Consider the following 15,523-nt stretch of genomic DNA (forward strand, 5'->3'; position numbering starts at 1 on the left):
TATAAGCAAAGCGGCCTTCCGTTTTTGGCCTGTTTTACAGAAAACAAGTCAAAAACGGAAGGCCGCTTCTTGTTAAGCTTTTTTAAAGGGGCCTGAAAGCTTACTTATTTCTAACCAGCTTCATGCCCAACTTGGCATTAGTGAAGCCTGTGATGGGGGCCAGTGGCAGGCAATAGTCCAGAATGAGCGTGTCTTTGGTAAGGCGCACAATGGTGTATTCCTGGCCGGCAATGATCAGCTTGTTGTCTTTGCGCTCATAGCTTTTGTTGACGGTAGCCGGCTCATTGTTGTCGCATTTGTTGTTGCCATTGGTGATGAGCAGATCCCGGGTGTTGGTAAAATCATAGACGTCATCATACTGGCAGTTCTCGCCCGGGGTAAAGTCCATGTCTGAGGGCTTGGTCTGGTAGGCACAGGCCTCGCTGCCGCCCCGCTTCACCGTTTTGGTGGAGTACACCTTCCATTGGTGGTGCAGGTTGTTGGCCACTTCATCTTCATCCTTCTCACAAGCAGAGAATACGCCAACACATAAGGCAAGGGCTAAAAAACGGGTAATTTTCATAATAGGGGGAATAATGGTTGGTACTACAAATAATTTGCTTTCCTGGTCAGGCATCAAGTGACCTTTTCCAGAACTGCTAGACTAACGAGCACCTGGCCGTTTTCTGTAGTTGACAACTGCAAAAGTTATCCCCAGGTCTGTGGGTAAGTTTGTAAAGTGCTGTTTTGTAAGGTATTAAAATGATTGGAGGCGTTTCTGAAAAGATCTTCTCCAGCGCTCTTTATGGTATAAATCTGGAAGTGCAGGGTTAGCAGAAAGGAACGAACCATGAAAAAGTATAATCGCGTTTGGCCTATTTTCTAGAATTCAGGTTAAAAACGATTTGCCTGGGCCTGGCAAAATCACATAGCCTAGCGGTAGCGGCGTATATAGTAATGTCACTATTTTCTTATCTTGTAAAGATGAAAAGACCAGCGTCTTCTCCCTGCGGGGTGTGCTTACTTTCTATGGTAGTCTCTTTGCTGATACTGTCTGGGTGTGCCCAGCGCGAGGCGTTTTACTTTGCCCCTCCAATGGCTACAGCACAGATTAAGTCAACCGTAGACAAGGTAGAGGCTCGTTATTTGGCTTCTCCAGTGGAGGCTTCTTTGGCTCCACCAACACCCGTTGCTTTGGCCCAGAAACTTGTAGGTACTGCCTCAAGGCAAATAGCCGGCCCTGCTCCAATCACTGTACAATTGATGAAAGCGCCTCCTGTTCAGGGCCAGGTTCATATGAAAAAGCTTTCCTCTCCAGGCGTTTCTGCAACGCAGGAGAAAACGCCGCAAGAAAAATCAATCCGAAGGTTAATTAGCTTGGGCCTGGCCTCTAGTTTCACGGCTCTTTTTGTAGGCCTAATTGGCGGGGCGCAGCTACTAAGTGGCGCCTGGTTCTTATTAGGATGCTACCTGCTCTTAACCTTGGCGGGCGCACTCTTTTATGGTACGGCCTTGTCCAGAATATCCAGCAGCCCAGATCCCGAGGCATTTGCCAAGGATAGAAAGGCCGCCAGAGTTGGGATTCTCTTGGCTTTGGTACCCGTAGTGGTGGTGGTGTCGCTGGGGCTTATGTTTGCGATGTTCCCTAAATGAAAGAAGATGGCGTTTTTAGCCTGTTTTCTAGATTTTAAGCTAAAAACGAAATGCTACCACGCCTTCTCTCTTTATTAGAATTACACTTTGGGTAAATATTCTGGCTTGAGCAGCATCTGTAATTGCGCATAGGGCAAGAGCAGCTGGGTAGGCCTGAAGGCGTAGGCGTTCACCTCATAGGCGTTGTAATAGAGCATCAGCCCCTCATGCGTAAGGGCGGCGTTCTGCGGAAACGGCAAGCGGCCCCGCTGGGTGTAAAAGCCCTGCCGTCTAAAGGAGGTGGCCGGCAGTTTGCGCACCTTCCTGAACTCCTGCTCCACCAGTGTCCTGAGCTGTACCGTGTCTGTGACCAGTTCTGTAATCTTGAGTGCGTGGCCGGTGCTGTCAAAAGTCTGTAACGTGGTCATGGCATAGCCGTGTGCGCCGCCGCTGTAGCCTTCATGTTTTATCTGCAAAGAAACCAACTTATCTGTTTGGTGCAAGGGCTTAGAAGACACCGTCAAGTACCAACCTGCCCTGACGCCGGCATCTGGGAAATCTCTTCTAAAGGTGGCCTGCTGTTCCATGAACTGATCCGCGACAAGGACGGCGGCGTCCTCTCTGGGTGCTAAGCTGGCGTCTGGATTGTGCATGAGCTGTAGGCCCATCAGGTAGCGTTGCATGTACTGGTTCAAGGAGTCTCTCAGGGCCGCGGGTTCTCCCTTGGCCACCAGGTATTGTAGTTCCACCTCGGCACAGCTGTCCTTCGGGCATGGCTTCTCTGGCCGCGTCACCCGCTGCGAAATAAACGTCAGCGCCTCGGCTTCCTGAGGCCCAGCGGTGGCAGAAACTGCTGGCGCCTCGCCAGATTCACTGCTAGGCGACTGGCACGAAACCACCAGACCACCTAATAGAAACAACAACGCAGGAAAATACTTAGTCATACTTGAGGAACGAAGGTACTATTGCGTTTTATACGGAGGAAGCCGGAAATACTAGGGATGATAGGAAAAACTTGGCGTGAATTGAAGCTGGCGTTCAAGCATGAATCTCATTTAATACCATTTCCAGGTACTGTCAACTTCCCCGCTATTGCCATCTTTCCCACTATTGTCATCCTGAAAGGATCTTGTGGGCAAGCTAGATAGGTAGTTGAATAAGCGCTATACCGGTAAGTATAGATTTCATTGTAGAGACCAGGCACTGCCTTGTCTTTGACGTATTGCTCTCTGTTGCTTTAATACACTGATGTTAGCACCCCTATAATGAGCTGCGCTCGGTGCCTCAAACGCTCGTTTGTGCAACCTTAGAGGGAGAATCTTCGCTTGGCAAAGGCATGTCTAGTTCGCTACCAAGATCCTTTCAGGATGACAGGGTGGAAAGGTTGTTTTGGGTAAAGGAGCAGTGTGGTAGTAGATGTAATGCTCCTATTTCGTTTTTGGCCTGTTTTGTTGGGAATAACCTGAAACCAAATTATGTGAGAGGAAATAAAAAGGAGGCCACCCATGACCTCCTTTTTCCATAGTTAGAAAACTAAATAGAACTCCATCTGCTTGATATTTCCTCACAGGCGGCTTCAATCTCTAACAACCTTTTTGAATATGCTTTTGGAGCAGTATAGATTGTCTTATTAAAGATGTCAATGACAAAACAGTTTCTGGCTTTGATGTCAGAGCCAGTTTGCTCCTTCAAATATTTCATGAGAAGTGTTCCGATGAATTCTGCGGAAGGTTTGGTTAATGGATATGTCTTTGCAAAATAAAGCTTAACACCTCCTGTTACTTTGCCTTTGTCTTGAATCAAGATTTCTGGTCGTATACTAATTTCTACTCCTGAAATCTTGATGGATGCAGACTTGCTAATCCCATCAAAATAATCCTTGTCATTTTCAACTAACTCTGAACCTTCGATGAACTTCAAAAATTCGGTCAAAGCTTCTATGCAAGAATAGATTACTTCATTATGATATTTTGAAGTGGGCTTTAGATTGGTTAATTCCTCAATAGATTGAGTGATTAATTTTCTATCCCTATACTTATTCAAGAAGAATTCTTTAATACTTGCTTCAGCTTTAGAATATCTAGCGGTTATAAAACTCTTTGGATATTTTGCATCATAAATAATTCTTGAACGTCTTGTTGGGGAAGCAAATGGATACTCTCCCATTTTGTTAACTGTGATTCTTGGTGAAGTCCTTTCAATTTTTTGCTTCACTAGCTTATTATATGTTTTCACTGATTTCAAATTATAAAAACCAGTAGCGCTTGTCGTCGTACTTGTAGATTGTCAGATTAATCTACACATTTGCAAGACTTAAAGGATAAGTGATTAGGGTGAAGAGCCCTAAGTGCCGCCAAGCTATTATCCTATTGAAGAGAATGCTGCTACTGTGGCGTTCTCTTTTTTTTATCTCTAGTTTTTTCTTCTAGAAAAGCCTTTCCTGTCTAAAGAATGAATAAAATATTTAAAAGTTGAAGTCCGGAATATGTAAAACAAAAAGAGGAGGCGATTAGGCCTCCTCTTTCTGTTTCTTAGCTACCGCAAGCGTCACATGCGTCTGGGTTGTCCAGAGAGCAGGCCATGTCGCTTTGGTTCTGTTCTACGTTGTTGTACATAGGGGCCAGGGTTTCGGCGGCTTGTTTCTCAACGGTGAACTTGATGGCGTCTGCGGCGGCTTTGGTGCGCAGGTAGTACATACCGGTCTTCAAACCGCGCTTCCAGCTATGGAAGTGCATAGACGTCAGCTTCCCGAAGTTCACGTTAGACACGTGCAGGTTCAGGCTTTGGCTTTGGCAGATGTACGCGCCGCGGTCGGCAGACATGTCAATGATGGTACGCTGGCTAATTTCCCAAACCGTCTTGTACAGGTCTTTGATGTTCTGCGGAATGTTAGGGATGTTCTGCACAGAACCGTTGGCAGAGATGATGGCGCTTTTCATCTGGTCATTCCAGAGGTTCAAGGCAATCAGGTCATTGAGCAAGTGCTTGTTCACAATCATGAACTCGCCACTCAACACACGGCGCACATAGATGTTAGACGTGTATGGCTCAAACCCTTCGTTGTTACCCAGAATCTGCGACGTTGAAGCCGTTGGCATTGGGGCTACTAACAAAGAGTTACGCACACCATGCTCTAGTACTTCATTGCGCAAGGCTTCCCAGTCCCAACGACCGCTTTCTGGCTTCACGCCCCACATGTCAAACTGGAAAATACCACGGCTGATAGGTGAACCGTCATACGTTTCATAAGTGCCTTCTACTTTGGCTAAATCCTTAGAAGCCGTCATGGCCGCGTAGTAAATGGTCTCAAAGATTTCCTTGTTCAGACGGGCCGCTTCTTCGCTCTCAAACGGCATTCTCAATAATAAGAACGCATCTGCCAGGCCCTGCACACCCAGCCCGATAGGACGGTGGCGCATGTTAGACTTCTTGGCTTCTGGCACCGGATAGTAGTTCACGTCAATCACCTTGTTCAGGTTCTTGGTGACGGTGTAGGTAACCTCGTATAGTTTGTCGTGGTCAAATTTCTTTACCCCGTTTTCTTCTTTGATGTAGCGTGGCAAGGCAAGCGAGGCCAGGTTACACACGGCAATCTCGTCTGCGTCTGTGTACTCAATAATCTCAGTACACAAGTTAGAGCTCTTGATGGTACCCAGGTTCTGCTGGTTAGACTTGCCGTTGGCGTGGTCTTTAAACAACATGTACGGGGTACCCGTCTCGGTCTGAGACTCTAGAATGGCAAACCACAGCTCCTGCGCTTTGATGGTTTTGCGGGCTTTGCCTTCTTTCTCGTATTTCTCATACAAACGCTCAAAGTCCTTGCCCCAGGTGTCAGAAAGGCCTGGGCACTCGTTCGGGCACATTAAGCTCCAGTCGCCATTGGCTTCTACGCGTTTCATGAACAAGTCTGGCGTCCAAAGAGCCAGGAACAAGTCACGGGTACGCATCTCTTCCTTACCGTGGTTCTTTCTCAAGTCAAGGAAATCAAAGATATCTGAGTGCCATGGCTCCAGATAAATAGCGAAGGCGCCTTTACGCTTTCCGCCGCCCTGGTCCACGTAGCGGGCCGTGTCATTGAACACCTTCAGCATTGGTACCAGTCCGTTAGACGTACCGTTGGTGCCTTTGATGTAAGAACCCGTGGCTCTGATGTTATGCGCTGCCAAACCAATACCACCCGCGCTCTGTGAAATCAAGGCACAGTTTTTCAAGGTGTCATAAATACCCGGAATGCTGTCCTCTTTCATGGTTAACAAGAAGCATGAAGACAACTGCGGCTTAGGCGTACCGGCGTTGAAAAGAGTTGGCGTAGCGTGCGTGAACCACTTCTCAGACATTAAGTTGTAGGTGATGATAGCCGACTCAATATCTTCTTTGTGGATACCCACCGCCACACGCATGAGCATGTGCTGTGGGCGCTCAATCACTTTGCCGTGCGCGCGCAACAAGTAAGAACGCTCCAGGGTCTTATACCCGAAGTAGTCATAGTTGTAGTCACGGTCATAGATGATGCTAGAGTCTAGCATGGCCGCGTTTTTCTTGATGATGTCAAACACGTCCTTGGCAATGAGAGAAGCATTCTCACCCGTCTTAGGATCTACATAGGTGTAGAGCTGTTTCATGGTGTTGAAGAAAGACTTCTGGGTCACCTTGTGCAGGCTGGAGATGGCAATGCGCGCCGCCAGAATAGCATAGTCTGGGTGCTTGGTGGTCATAGACGCCGAGGTCTCTGCCGCCAGGTTGTCCAACTCCACCGTAGTGACGCCATCATAGATCCCGTCAATCACCTTTTTGGCAACCTCAATAGGGCTTACAAACGACATGTTCAGGCCGTAGCACAGTTTCTCTATGCGGGCCGTGATCTTATCAAACTTGACCGACTCCCTGCGGCCGTCTCTCTTTACAACTAACATACGCTACACTATATAGGTGAAAGGATGATTGGGGTCATCCCAGATATCTATTGCCATGCGCCAACAGCGCCAGGCGGTACTTTATTGAATGGAAATCTAGTTGAATCTGCCTAGCCGTCCACTAAGCGTTTTTGCCCTCTTTTTTGGAAAACAGCCCAAAAACGGATTCTGTTTTTAAAGACTGCTACTCTTTCGTCCCCCTTTGAAGGGGGTAGGGGGATGATTCACTCTAGCTAAGCTCACATTCCCGAGAATCTTTCTTCATTCTAAAAACAAACATTATCGTTTCAAGACCCGCTTTGTCATCCCCCTACCCCCCTTCAAAGGGGGACGAAGAAGAAAATATTGCTTGGAAATAAATGCTTTGTCTTAGGCAGAACCCAACCTGTTATTGGGCGTTTTTGACCTGTTTTCGCCAAATCAGCCCAAAAACGAAAGCCGGACTGCTCAATGGCGATGAAAGGAGAACAGACTAAAAGTCTTCGTCCAGGGAGAATACGTTAGAGTCGCGGTCGCTCATCACGCCAGATTTCTGGTACTCGGCCACGCGTTTCTCAAAGAAGTTGGTTTTGCCTTGCAGGGAGATTAACTCCATGAAGTCAAATGGATTGGCGGAATTGTAAATCTTGCTACAGCCCAAAGAAACTAGCAGGCGGTCAGCCACAAACTCAATGTATTGGCTCATCAGTTTTGCGTTCATTCCAATCAGGTCTACCGGCAGGGCATCTGTCACAAACTCTTGCTCAATGGCCACCGCGTCTCTAATGATGCTGTGTACGCGCTCTTCTGGTAGCTTGTTTACTAACATAGAGTATAGCAGGCAGGCAAAATCACAGTGCAATCCTTCGTCTCTGGAAATCAATTCGTTAGAGAAGGTAAGACCTGGCATCAAACCACGCTTTTTCATCCAGAAGATAGAGCAGAAGGAGCCAGAGAAGAAAATACCCTCTACCGCTGCAAAGGCAATCAAACGCTCGGTGAAGTTTTCAGAGTTGATCCACTTAAGAGCCCACTCGCCTTTCTTCTTCACGCACGGTACGGTCTCCAGGGCGTTGAACAAGCGGTCTTTCTCTTGCGGGTCCTTTATATAAGTGTCTATTAAAAGAGAGTAAGTCTCAGAGTGGATGTTCTCCATCATGATCTGGAAGCCATAGAAGCAACGCGCCTCTGGCATCTGCACCTCTTGCATGAAATTGATGGCCAGGTTCTCGTTCACGATTCCGTCTGAGGCCGCGAAGAACGCCAACACGTGCGAGATGAAGTGACGCTCGCCGTCGTTTAGTTTCTCCCAGTCTTTGTTGTCCTGGGTCAGGTCAATTTCCTCTGCGGTCCAAAAGCTGGCTTCGGCCTGTTTGTACATCTGCCACACGGCGTCATTCTGGATGGGGAACAGGACAAAGCGGTTAGGGTTCTCTTGTAAAATAGGCTCCATAAGCGGTTACTAAAATGGTGAATCTGTTGGTTGAGTGGAGGGTGCTCAGGATACTGTTTCCTAAGGGCACCGTAGACTAGAAACCTTTAAAAGGAGGTTGGTCTGCTCCGGCTTGAGATTTCAAATATAGGGACATTTACGTTGACCGCCCCGTCCCAGAGGTCTAATTTATCCATTTCTTATACCACAGTTATCCACATTGTAAATGCTTGAAAACCAGTATTTTGAAATTTTATCAAAATTAGAAAGCCCTAATATATGGAAAACTTAATAGAATGGAAGTGGTATCTTTTAGTAAAGTAAGACGGGGTTGCAACTTCCAAAAATGGATAAAAGAAGGCTCATGTAGCTACGTGAAAAAAGAAAGAAAAAATAGCACTGTGCACTTGACATTCTCTGTTCTTTCTGCTACGTTTAGACAGCCTTGCCACCCGGCGCATTTGACCGCTTTTGGTGGCATGTAGGCTCCCATCTTACCCGGCTATTCAGTGCGGGCAGATTTTCTTTTGACTTGTCCACGCGTAAGTGCTTGAGCATCAATATCAATTTAGTTTATCCACAGGAGTTACCCACAGGGGCTGGAAAACTTGCAAGGTGCTTAGAACCAAGAAACTAGAGGGATTTGCTTCAATTAAAAATAAAGGCGCAGTAGTTGCATATATTAGGAGATGGGCTTACCTTTGCGGTTCAATTTTTTAAAATAAACGTAAGCTGATGTACGCAATTGTTGAAATCGCTGGGGTCCAGACGAAAGTAGAGAGCGGTAAGTTCTTCTACTCAAACAAGCTTTCCGGCAATGAGGGTGACGCCGTAGAGTTCGCCAATGTTCTTTTGACTGACAATGATGGTAATGTATCTTTAGGCGCTCCGTTCTTGGACGGCGTGAAAGTGACTGGAACTATCCAGGGCCACTCTAAAGCTGACAAAGTAATCATCTTCAAGAAGAAAAGAAGAAAAGGCTACAAGAAGAAAAACGGTCACCGTCAGCAGTTCACCAAAGTGTTGATCAACACCATTGGTTAATTGTCCGAAAGGGAAGTAAAATTATTGTAGAACCTATTCCCGGTGTATTTACCGGGGTTAACATAGACTAGAAATGGCTCACAAAAAAGGTGTCGGTAGTTCTAATAACGGCCGCGAATCTCATTCCAAACGCCTAGGCGTTAAAATCTTCGGTGGCCAAGCCATCATTGCAGGTAACATCATCGTGCGTCAGCGCGGTACTGCTCACCACCCAGGCGCTAACGTAGGTATTGGCAAAGACCATACCTTGTTCGCTTTGACGGATGGTGTAGTTGCGTTCAGAAAAGGTGCTAAGAACCGTTCTTACGTATCTGTTCTTCCAAGAGAAGTAGAAGCTGCTAAAGTATCTACTACTCCTTCTGAAGAAGTTACTGCCTAAGCAACCCCTAGCCGAAAGGTTAGATTTAGATTTCAAGAAAGCCACTCCTTAGGGGTTGGCTTTCTTCGTTTACGGTATTTCATTTTTGGCCTGTTTTCTAGAAAACAGGCCAAAAACGCTCCTTTGTTTCCACCGCCCTTCTGGGCGATGCAGGCATTGCAACGTCTCCAGCAGCAACCCGCCCGCCCTTGACCGAGGGCAAAGAGACTGGTCAATTTAAGTCTCTTTGCCCGAGGGAGAAAGTAATGGATTGTCAAGTGGCAGAAGCGTAAGCTTACGATGGAACAGACAGCTTCTCACGGTGCACCTTTCCGAGCCCCCGCCCTGTCCGAGCGGTCAGCGAGTTCGGGGGCTCTTGATTCTTTTGGTTACTTTTCTCATCAAGGAGAAAAGTGACAGACGCGGGCAGAAAGTAAGATAGAGGGAATTTGGGAGAGCGGCGTTGGTAGGTAGAGGCTTGGGCGGCAGTCTGAGTCGTTGGTGAGAACACCAACAACGGCGGATTAGGTTAATGGCGTTGAGGCGAATTGACTCAGAACTCAGAATTCAGGACTAAAATGTCATCCCCCTACCCCCTTCAAAGGGGGACGAAGAAGCTCCTAAAAAATCAATGCAAACTAGGAAGCGCACCTTCACTATTAGTCGCCGGCGTCAAGGTATACAAGACCGGCTTACTAGGACTAGCATCCAACACCAAACTAGTCACCTGCAAATTCAACAGATACCAACCATCTGCCACCGCATCAGGCACAAAAATCAACTCCGTGATAGTAGAAGCAATCCGGGTAGTCTCTGGATACTGCCAAAACGCATGATGCGCCAACAAGGCACCACCGTCCTCTTCCCGGTCCACCGACGGTAAATCCAACAACAGGTGCTCCACGTCATTATCCGCTAAAAAGTGAGCCAATGCTGGTTCTATATAAGTAGGATTGGTGCCTGAATATTGAGCAGTACGCTTAGCATCCAAGTTGGGCAAGGTCCGCAACACTAAAGCCTCTGGTAAATTCTCTACAGACAGTTGTGCAATCACATCAGAAGCCATCACCACTAAATCACCGTTCTCCTGTTGTTGCGGCGTAACAGACACCACCTGCGCTACAAATAGAAACCGAGATAAGCATTTATCCAAGGTGGCGGCGGGGTCTGGCGAGATATGGCCATAGCACTCGGTGTGGGTGCCGTTGCCGTGCGGGGTGAGGTGCACGCGCTGGTAATTGGTAGAGCCGCCCAAGGCCACACTGCCCACAAAACTGCCTACCACAATGGTGTCTACCTGCACCGGCTCGGCCCAAAAGCAGTTCACGTTGTCTGGCCCGGCTTGCAATGGCAAAGAGATATCTAGCGGTTGCAAAGGATTGAACTGATAGGCTTGACCTTGGTAGGTAATGGTGGCGGTAGCTGAAAGCATGGCAGGCGTTTTTGGGCTGTTTTCGCTAAAATAGGCTAAAAACGGAAAACCAGAAGCAGGAATTCTCTGCTTCTGGTTTCAGTCTGCTCATAAGCTGCTTAAAGTTGCTTCAACTCTACCGGCGTAGTGGCACGTGAGTTGCGCACCAGGCAGATGTACTGGAAGACATCGGCTAGGCCGGTATTTTCCTGCTTGAAGGCGATGCTCTGGTTAGGCATCAAGACTTTGAAGCTGGCCAGGCGGGCTGAGTTTTTGTAAGGCGTGCCGGGCGCATTGGTCTTGAACAGCGTCATGGAGTTTTCCTTGGTCACGGCGCGCAAATCCTTGATGCCGTTCACAAACACCAGCGGGCCGTCATTGTTGGTCATGGACGTATTCACGAAGCGCTGGCTTTTGTCTACAAAAGAAGGTAGGCCGGCCGTAGGCATCATGCTTTCGCTGTCCAGGGTGTACACGCCAATAGAAACGGCCTTGTTCTTAAACGGCGAATTGGCGTGTTGCAACAGATAGGCGAACGGCGTGCCGCGCTCCACCTGCACCGGAATGGCGTGGAACATGCCCCACATGCCGTAGAACTTCTCGTTCTGCAGGCCTTTGCTCTGCACCAGCGTGTTCAGGTTCAGGTACATCACGCTGTCGCGCTTGGTTCTGTCTGTGTAATAAACAGCATTCTGCAAGGTGTGGCGCAACTCAAAAGTAAGGCTGGCGCTGTCTTTAGAGATAAGCTGTTTGGCCATTCTGGCAAGAGTACCGGTGTCTAAAGTATCGGTCATGGTAAGCAAGCGCAAGCTGTCTTGCAGAGGGTTCTGGCTTGTCGGAAGTGTGGCTACTAACTCCTTTAAATGACGGTGCAGGGTTTCTGGGTCTTGCACGCGGTCCACGCCCACAATGGAAATGCGTTGTGCTTCAGGCAAGGTCTGGTTGTAGGCGCGAATCTTCTTAATCTTATTCATGAAATCCTGGTTGCCCCACTGTGCGTTCAGACGGGCCCAGAACTGAAACACCACGTCCAGGTTCTTTTCGTCGCCGGTCAGTAAATACTGGTTCAGGTAATGGGCCTGGCTGTAATCTACCTCGGCTAGGTAATGGCGCATGTTCACCTTTTGGTTCAGGTGTTTCACCAAGGCAAAATCTAGTTCCTGCGGCTTGGCAGTGCCGTGCGCTTCGCCTAAAAAGAAGACCTGATTTTGGTAGAAGGCGCTGTCAAAAATAGAGAAGGCAGGGTCTTGCGCTGGCGTGATTTCTTCTTTGTATTTGGCCAGGTACGCTTGGTGCGGCGTGCTCTCTCCGCCCACGGCCACCAGCCTATAAGTGAAGTAGCCAACAGTGGCTAACAATACAAGAACAACAGGAGTCAAGACTACAAACAGGGCGATTCTTTTCAGTACTTTTTTCATGACGAGGTTTGGTTAATCGTTTCGTCAAAAGTACGGGGCGGTAGAATGCGCCGCTGGGCAATGGGGCGAAAGGTGCCGTTTTTGGGGCTACAGGCACGTTTTGGGGCGAATGGTAAGGTCTTGCGGGGCGATTAGCTGGCCACGAAGAACGATTTCACCACACTGCTGGACGCCCTGGCCACCGGCACCGTCTGCTCTGTCTGCGCGAAGTGAAGCTTGTACCCCTGCGCATTCCCCGACACGTTCTGCACCTGGTCCAAATTCACCAGATACGACCGGTGGCAACGCACTACTTCGGGCTGGGTGATTTGATTTTCTAGCCTACTCAGGCTACTGCGCAACAGGTGCTTTTGCAGGACATTGTTCTGGTGGTAAAAGACCGTGCAGTAATTGTCACTGGCCTCAATGTATAGGAGACTGGCGGCTTCTAAGGTGAGGGTGTCTTTTTCGTTTTCGGCGATGAGGGTGATGCGAGTGTTATCTGGCGTTGGCTCTGTTGGCGTTTGAACCGAAGCGGCTGGATTTACTACCACCACAGGAGAGGTAACGGGTTCTTCGTTTCTGACCAGCGCAATGGGGCGGTATTTCTGCAGGAGGTACAGATACATGATGAGCACAATGAGGATGGCTGGCACCAAGCCCATCATGAAGGCCACCAGAATCATGTAGCTGATCTGCGCCACAGAGAACGGCATGATGCCCATGGCCGCGCCGTATACCGTGCTCAGGAAACCACCCGTCACGAAATGCACCAGGTTCCAGACAATCTCCTTGCCCACGTTCCAACGGCTCTCATGAAAGAAAGTAGGTGCCATTCTTCTGAAGCCATAGAAATTGAGAAACACTGAGAACGCCGCCACCAATCCATATCCAGACAGCACTAAATTCTTGGTAGGCGAATGCCAGTTATAGGACCCGAACGGCTGAAACACCACCAGACAGAACGCAATCATGGCCCCAAACAGCAGGGAAAGCCCCAGCGTCTTGGACAGGTTCAGTTCACTTACCGGAAAAGGCTGTTTGAAAAACGAAAGCATGGGGCACACCACTAAAGTTCAAGGCAATCTTGCGCAAAGGAAAGATACACAGATTTTGCCAAGCCGGGCAACATGCGTTGTTTTGAATTTCTGATTTAGTGGGTCAATAGATTGAGGACACTATTGCCCGCTGAGGTCGTTTTTGGGCTATTTCTTATAAAACAGGCTAAAAACGGATTGGCACTATTGCTTAATGCTGATGTCATATTTGGCCAGCAGACCCAGTGCGCCTTGGGCAGAGAACTTGGCTTTCTTGATGCGGTTCACTTCGGGGTCTAGCGTGTAGTTGTAAGCTGTGTAAAAGTCTGCCTTCTCCAAATTGGTTCGCTGGAAGACAGTCCTCAACAAATCACAGTCGGCAAACTTGGCCTCAGTGAGGTCCGTGTCCGTGAAATTGGCTTCTTTGATGCTACAGCCGGTGAACCTGGTCTTCTTGAAATTCTTGCGGCCAAAAAACGCGTAGTCCAGGGTGCAGTTGGTGAATTCCACACTCAACAGAAAGTCGTGGCACCCGCTAAAGTCCACGCCCATGATTTTGCAGTGCGTGAACGTGACGTCCTGTAATTTGGCGCCGTTCAGTTTGATGTTGCTCAGGTTGCAGTGCTCAAACCGGCACTCCAGGAAACTATTATTAGAAAGGTCTGTGTTGGAGAAATCACAGTTCTTGAAGGTGCACCCGTCAAATTCCCTCCCCGAAATGGTCTGGTTGGTATAGTCAATGCCTTCAAACGTCTTGTTCTGGTGCAGAATGTCTTTCATAATGTAAACTTCTGCAGAAGTTAGGAGAACATGAAGTTGTTTTTGGCCATTTTATTTGTTGATGGGTGAGAAATTTTCCCAATAAAAGCAAGTGCTCGTGCCCGGCCCAAATCACTTGAGATGTATGAGCCAGGCACGAACACTCACCCAATAGAATGACACGCTAATGCTATGAACAATCCTGTATACTAGCTTACCTCTGAGGAACGCGCACTTTTGGCAAGTAGTCAGAGACAGGAGCCACCAAAGGCGCGAACATAACATGGCCAGCCAGATTGTCCAAGCGCGGGAAGTGAGAGATAGTAATGGTGTCTGATACAACGGAGGAGATGACCGCGCTTTCTAACGGTGGACTAACAGGTGTTGCGGGTTGGAGGGAGGAGATGAAATACAAACCACCCAAGAGAATAAGCAATAGACAAGCCAAGCCGGCTAACAAAACAGAACTGGCTTTTCTTGGGCTACGGGGAGCGGAAGCAAGCGGATGGGTGTTGGTTGCAGTTTCCATAAGTAGAAAAGGTTAGTTTCTCTTAAGATGCAACGGCCAACCCTTTTCCACACGCAGCCGGCTACATCAAGAAATAACCGTCGGGTTGGGCCGGTTCTGGTACGTTGGGCTCGCCCAGCATCTGTTTAATGTTAATCTCAATGGTGCGGGCAATAGCGGTGACGGGCGTGTCTGTGGGTTTGTTCATGAATGGGTCCTGTATGTGGCGGGCGGTCTTCTCCACCAAGAAGAACGTAGAGGCCACCGCCGTGAGCACCGGTATTTCATACACGCCAATGGCCTCTACCAGCGTGAACGACAGAATAACCAAGAAGAGGTAGATGAAGAAATGGATGAACATGCTGTACGTAGCCGGAAACACCGTGGTGTTAATGCGCTCTGCCTTGCCCATGGAGTCCACCAGCCGGGTAACGGTACCTGAAACCTGCGTTTGCTGCATCTGGTTGAGCGCTTGTTCCTGGTACAACCAGTTCACGTCTTGCATGTGCAACTCCAGCAAGGCCAGCGGTTTGTTCATCTTGTCTTGTAGGTGCGCCAGTTCTTGGGCTGGAATGAATTCCTCTAAATGCTCCAGTGGGTTTTGTTTGCGCAGACTCTGCCCCAGGCTGTAGCACCAGGCAATCTGCCGAAGTCCTATGCTCCTCACCACAGCCTGAATGTGTGGTTTTTGAGCGTCTGCCGAGGCGATGAACGCTTTCAGTTCTAGCATGAGCGCGCGGGAGTCGTTCACGATGGCGCCCCAGATGATGCGTGCCTCCCACCACCGTTCATAGGACTGGTTCAGGTTGAATGCCAATAGCAAGGAGATGCCCGTACCCAGCACAGACGCCAACCCAGAGGGTACCGGCGGCAGGGCATCAGTTAGGACCAGTTTTAGAATATGAAACGAGATGGAGAACAGCAGTACGCGCAACACATCTACCCGTATTTTCCGGAAGATGTACCTGAAGGGAATATTATGGGACAGCAGCATAGTTCTATGAACATTAGAAAACGACTTAGTGGCCTAACCACCAAATAGCCGTCTTGTTCATACGCACGTGCCTTTCTCTG

14 protein-coding genes are annotated in these 15,523 nt (G+C 48.5%); 3 read left to right on the forward strand and 11 right to left on the reverse strand.

What is annotated here, in order from left to right; genetic code table 11:
* Positions 1–100: 100 nt before the first annotated feature.
* Positions 101–562 (reverse strand): hypothetical protein, encoded by a 462-nt coding sequence (locus ABD880_RS13890; RefSeq protein ID WP_345167257.1) that lies wholly within the window; start codon positions 560–562, stop codon positions 101–103.
* Between the two features lie 401 nt (positions 563–963).
* On the opposite strand from ABD880_RS13890, the gene ABD880_RS13895 reads away from it, so the two are divergent.
* Positions 964–1,632, forward strand: coding sequence for a hypothetical protein (locus tag ABD880_RS13895; RefSeq protein ID WP_345167260.1), 669 nt, complete (start codon positions 964–966; stop codon positions 1,630–1,632).
* Between the two features lie 80 nt (positions 1,633–1,712).
* Here the strand turns inward: ABD880_RS13895 and ABD880_RS13900 are convergent, their stop codons facing one another.
* From ABD880_RS13900 to ABD880_RS13915, 4 genes are all read right to left on the reverse strand, one after another.
* A complete protein-coding gene (locus ABD880_RS13900) occupies positions 1,713–2,555 on the reverse strand; it encodes a DUF3298 and DUF4163 domain-containing protein (RefSeq protein ID WP_345167263.1) in 843 nt (280 codons plus the stop codon).
* 589 nt (positions 2,556–3,144) lie between these two features.
* Positions 3,145–3,825, reverse strand: coding sequence for a hypothetical protein (locus ABD880_RS13905; RefSeq protein ID WP_345167265.1), 681 nt, complete (start codon positions 3,823–3,825; stop codon positions 3,145–3,147).
* Positions 3,826–4,142: 317 nt separating this feature from the next.
* Positions 4,143–6,524 carry a ribonucleoside-diphosphate reductase subunit alpha gene (locus ABD880_RS13910; protein WP_345167268.1) on the reverse strand — a complete coding sequence of 794 codons (2,382 nt, stop codon included), beginning with the start codon at positions 6,522–6,524 and terminating at the stop codon, positions 4,143–4,145.
* Between the two features lie 472 nt (positions 6,525–6,996).
* Positions 6,997–7,956 carry a ribonucleoside-diphosphate reductase small subunit gene (locus tag ABD880_RS13915; RefSeq protein WP_066507041.1) on the reverse strand — a complete coding sequence of 320 codons (960 nt, stop codon included), beginning with the start codon at positions 7,954–7,956 and terminating at the stop codon, positions 6,997–6,999.
* A gap of 714 nt (positions 7,957–8,670) precedes the next feature.
* On the opposite strand from ABD880_RS13915, the gene rplU reads away from it, so the two are divergent.
* Positions 8,671–8,979 carry a 50S ribosomal protein L21 gene (gene rplU, locus ABD880_RS13920; protein ID WP_160691947.1) on the forward strand — a complete coding sequence of 103 codons (309 nt, stop codon included), beginning with the start codon at positions 8,671–8,673 and terminating at the stop codon, positions 8,977–8,979.
* Between the two features lie 73 nt (positions 8,980–9,052).
* A complete protein-coding gene (gene rpmA / locus ABD880_RS13925) occupies positions 9,053–9,358 on the forward strand; it encodes a 50S ribosomal protein L27 (protein ID WP_066507037.1) in 306 nt (101 codons plus the stop codon).
* A 607-nt stretch (positions 9,359–9,965) separates the two neighbouring features.
* On the opposite strand, the gene ABD880_RS13930 is transcribed toward rpmA, so the two are convergent.
* The 6 genes from ABD880_RS13930 to ABD880_RS13955 form a co-directional block, all read right to left on the reverse strand.
* A complete protein-coding gene (locus ABD880_RS13930) occupies positions 9,966–10,769 on the reverse strand; it encodes a cyclase family protein (protein WP_345167279.1) in 804 nt (267 codons plus the stop codon).
* 98 nt (positions 10,770–10,867) lie between these two features.
* A complete protein-coding gene (locus ABD880_RS13935; RefSeq protein ID WP_345167282.1) occupies positions 10,868–12,166 on the reverse strand; it encodes a TraB/GumN family protein in 1,299 nt (432 codons plus the stop codon).
* 131 nt (positions 12,167–12,297) lie between these two features.
* Positions 12,298–13,203, reverse strand: a complete 906-nt coding sequence (locus ABD880_RS13940) for a LytR/AlgR family response regulator transcription factor (RefSeq protein ID WP_345167285.1) — start codon at positions 13,201–13,203, stop codon at positions 12,298–12,300.
* A 183-nt stretch (positions 13,204–13,386) separates the two neighbouring features.
* On the reverse strand, positions 13,387–13,962 hold the full coding sequence (locus ABD880_RS13945; protein ID WP_345167287.1) for a pentapeptide repeat-containing protein: 576 nt from the start codon (positions 13,960–13,962) through the stop codon (positions 13,387–13,389).
* 193 nt (positions 13,963–14,155) lie between these two features.
* Positions 14,156–14,470 carry a hypothetical protein gene (locus tag ABD880_RS13950; protein ID WP_345167290.1) on the reverse strand — a complete coding sequence of 105 codons (315 nt, stop codon included), beginning with the start codon at positions 14,468–14,470 and terminating at the stop codon, positions 14,156–14,158.
* Between the two features lie 61 nt (positions 14,471–14,531).
* Positions 14,532–15,443 (reverse strand): bestrophin family protein, encoded by a 912-nt coding sequence (locus tag ABD880_RS13955; RefSeq protein WP_345167293.1) that lies wholly within the window; start codon positions 15,441–15,443, stop codon positions 14,532–14,534.
* Positions 15,444–15,523: the final 80 nt, after the last annotated feature.

The sequence above is a fragment of the Nibribacter koreensis genome (assembly GCF_039541795.1).
In the GTDB taxonomy this organism is placed as follows: domain Bacteria; phylum Bacteroidota; class Bacteroidia; order Cytophagales; family Hymenobacteraceae; genus Nibribacter; species Nibribacter koreensis.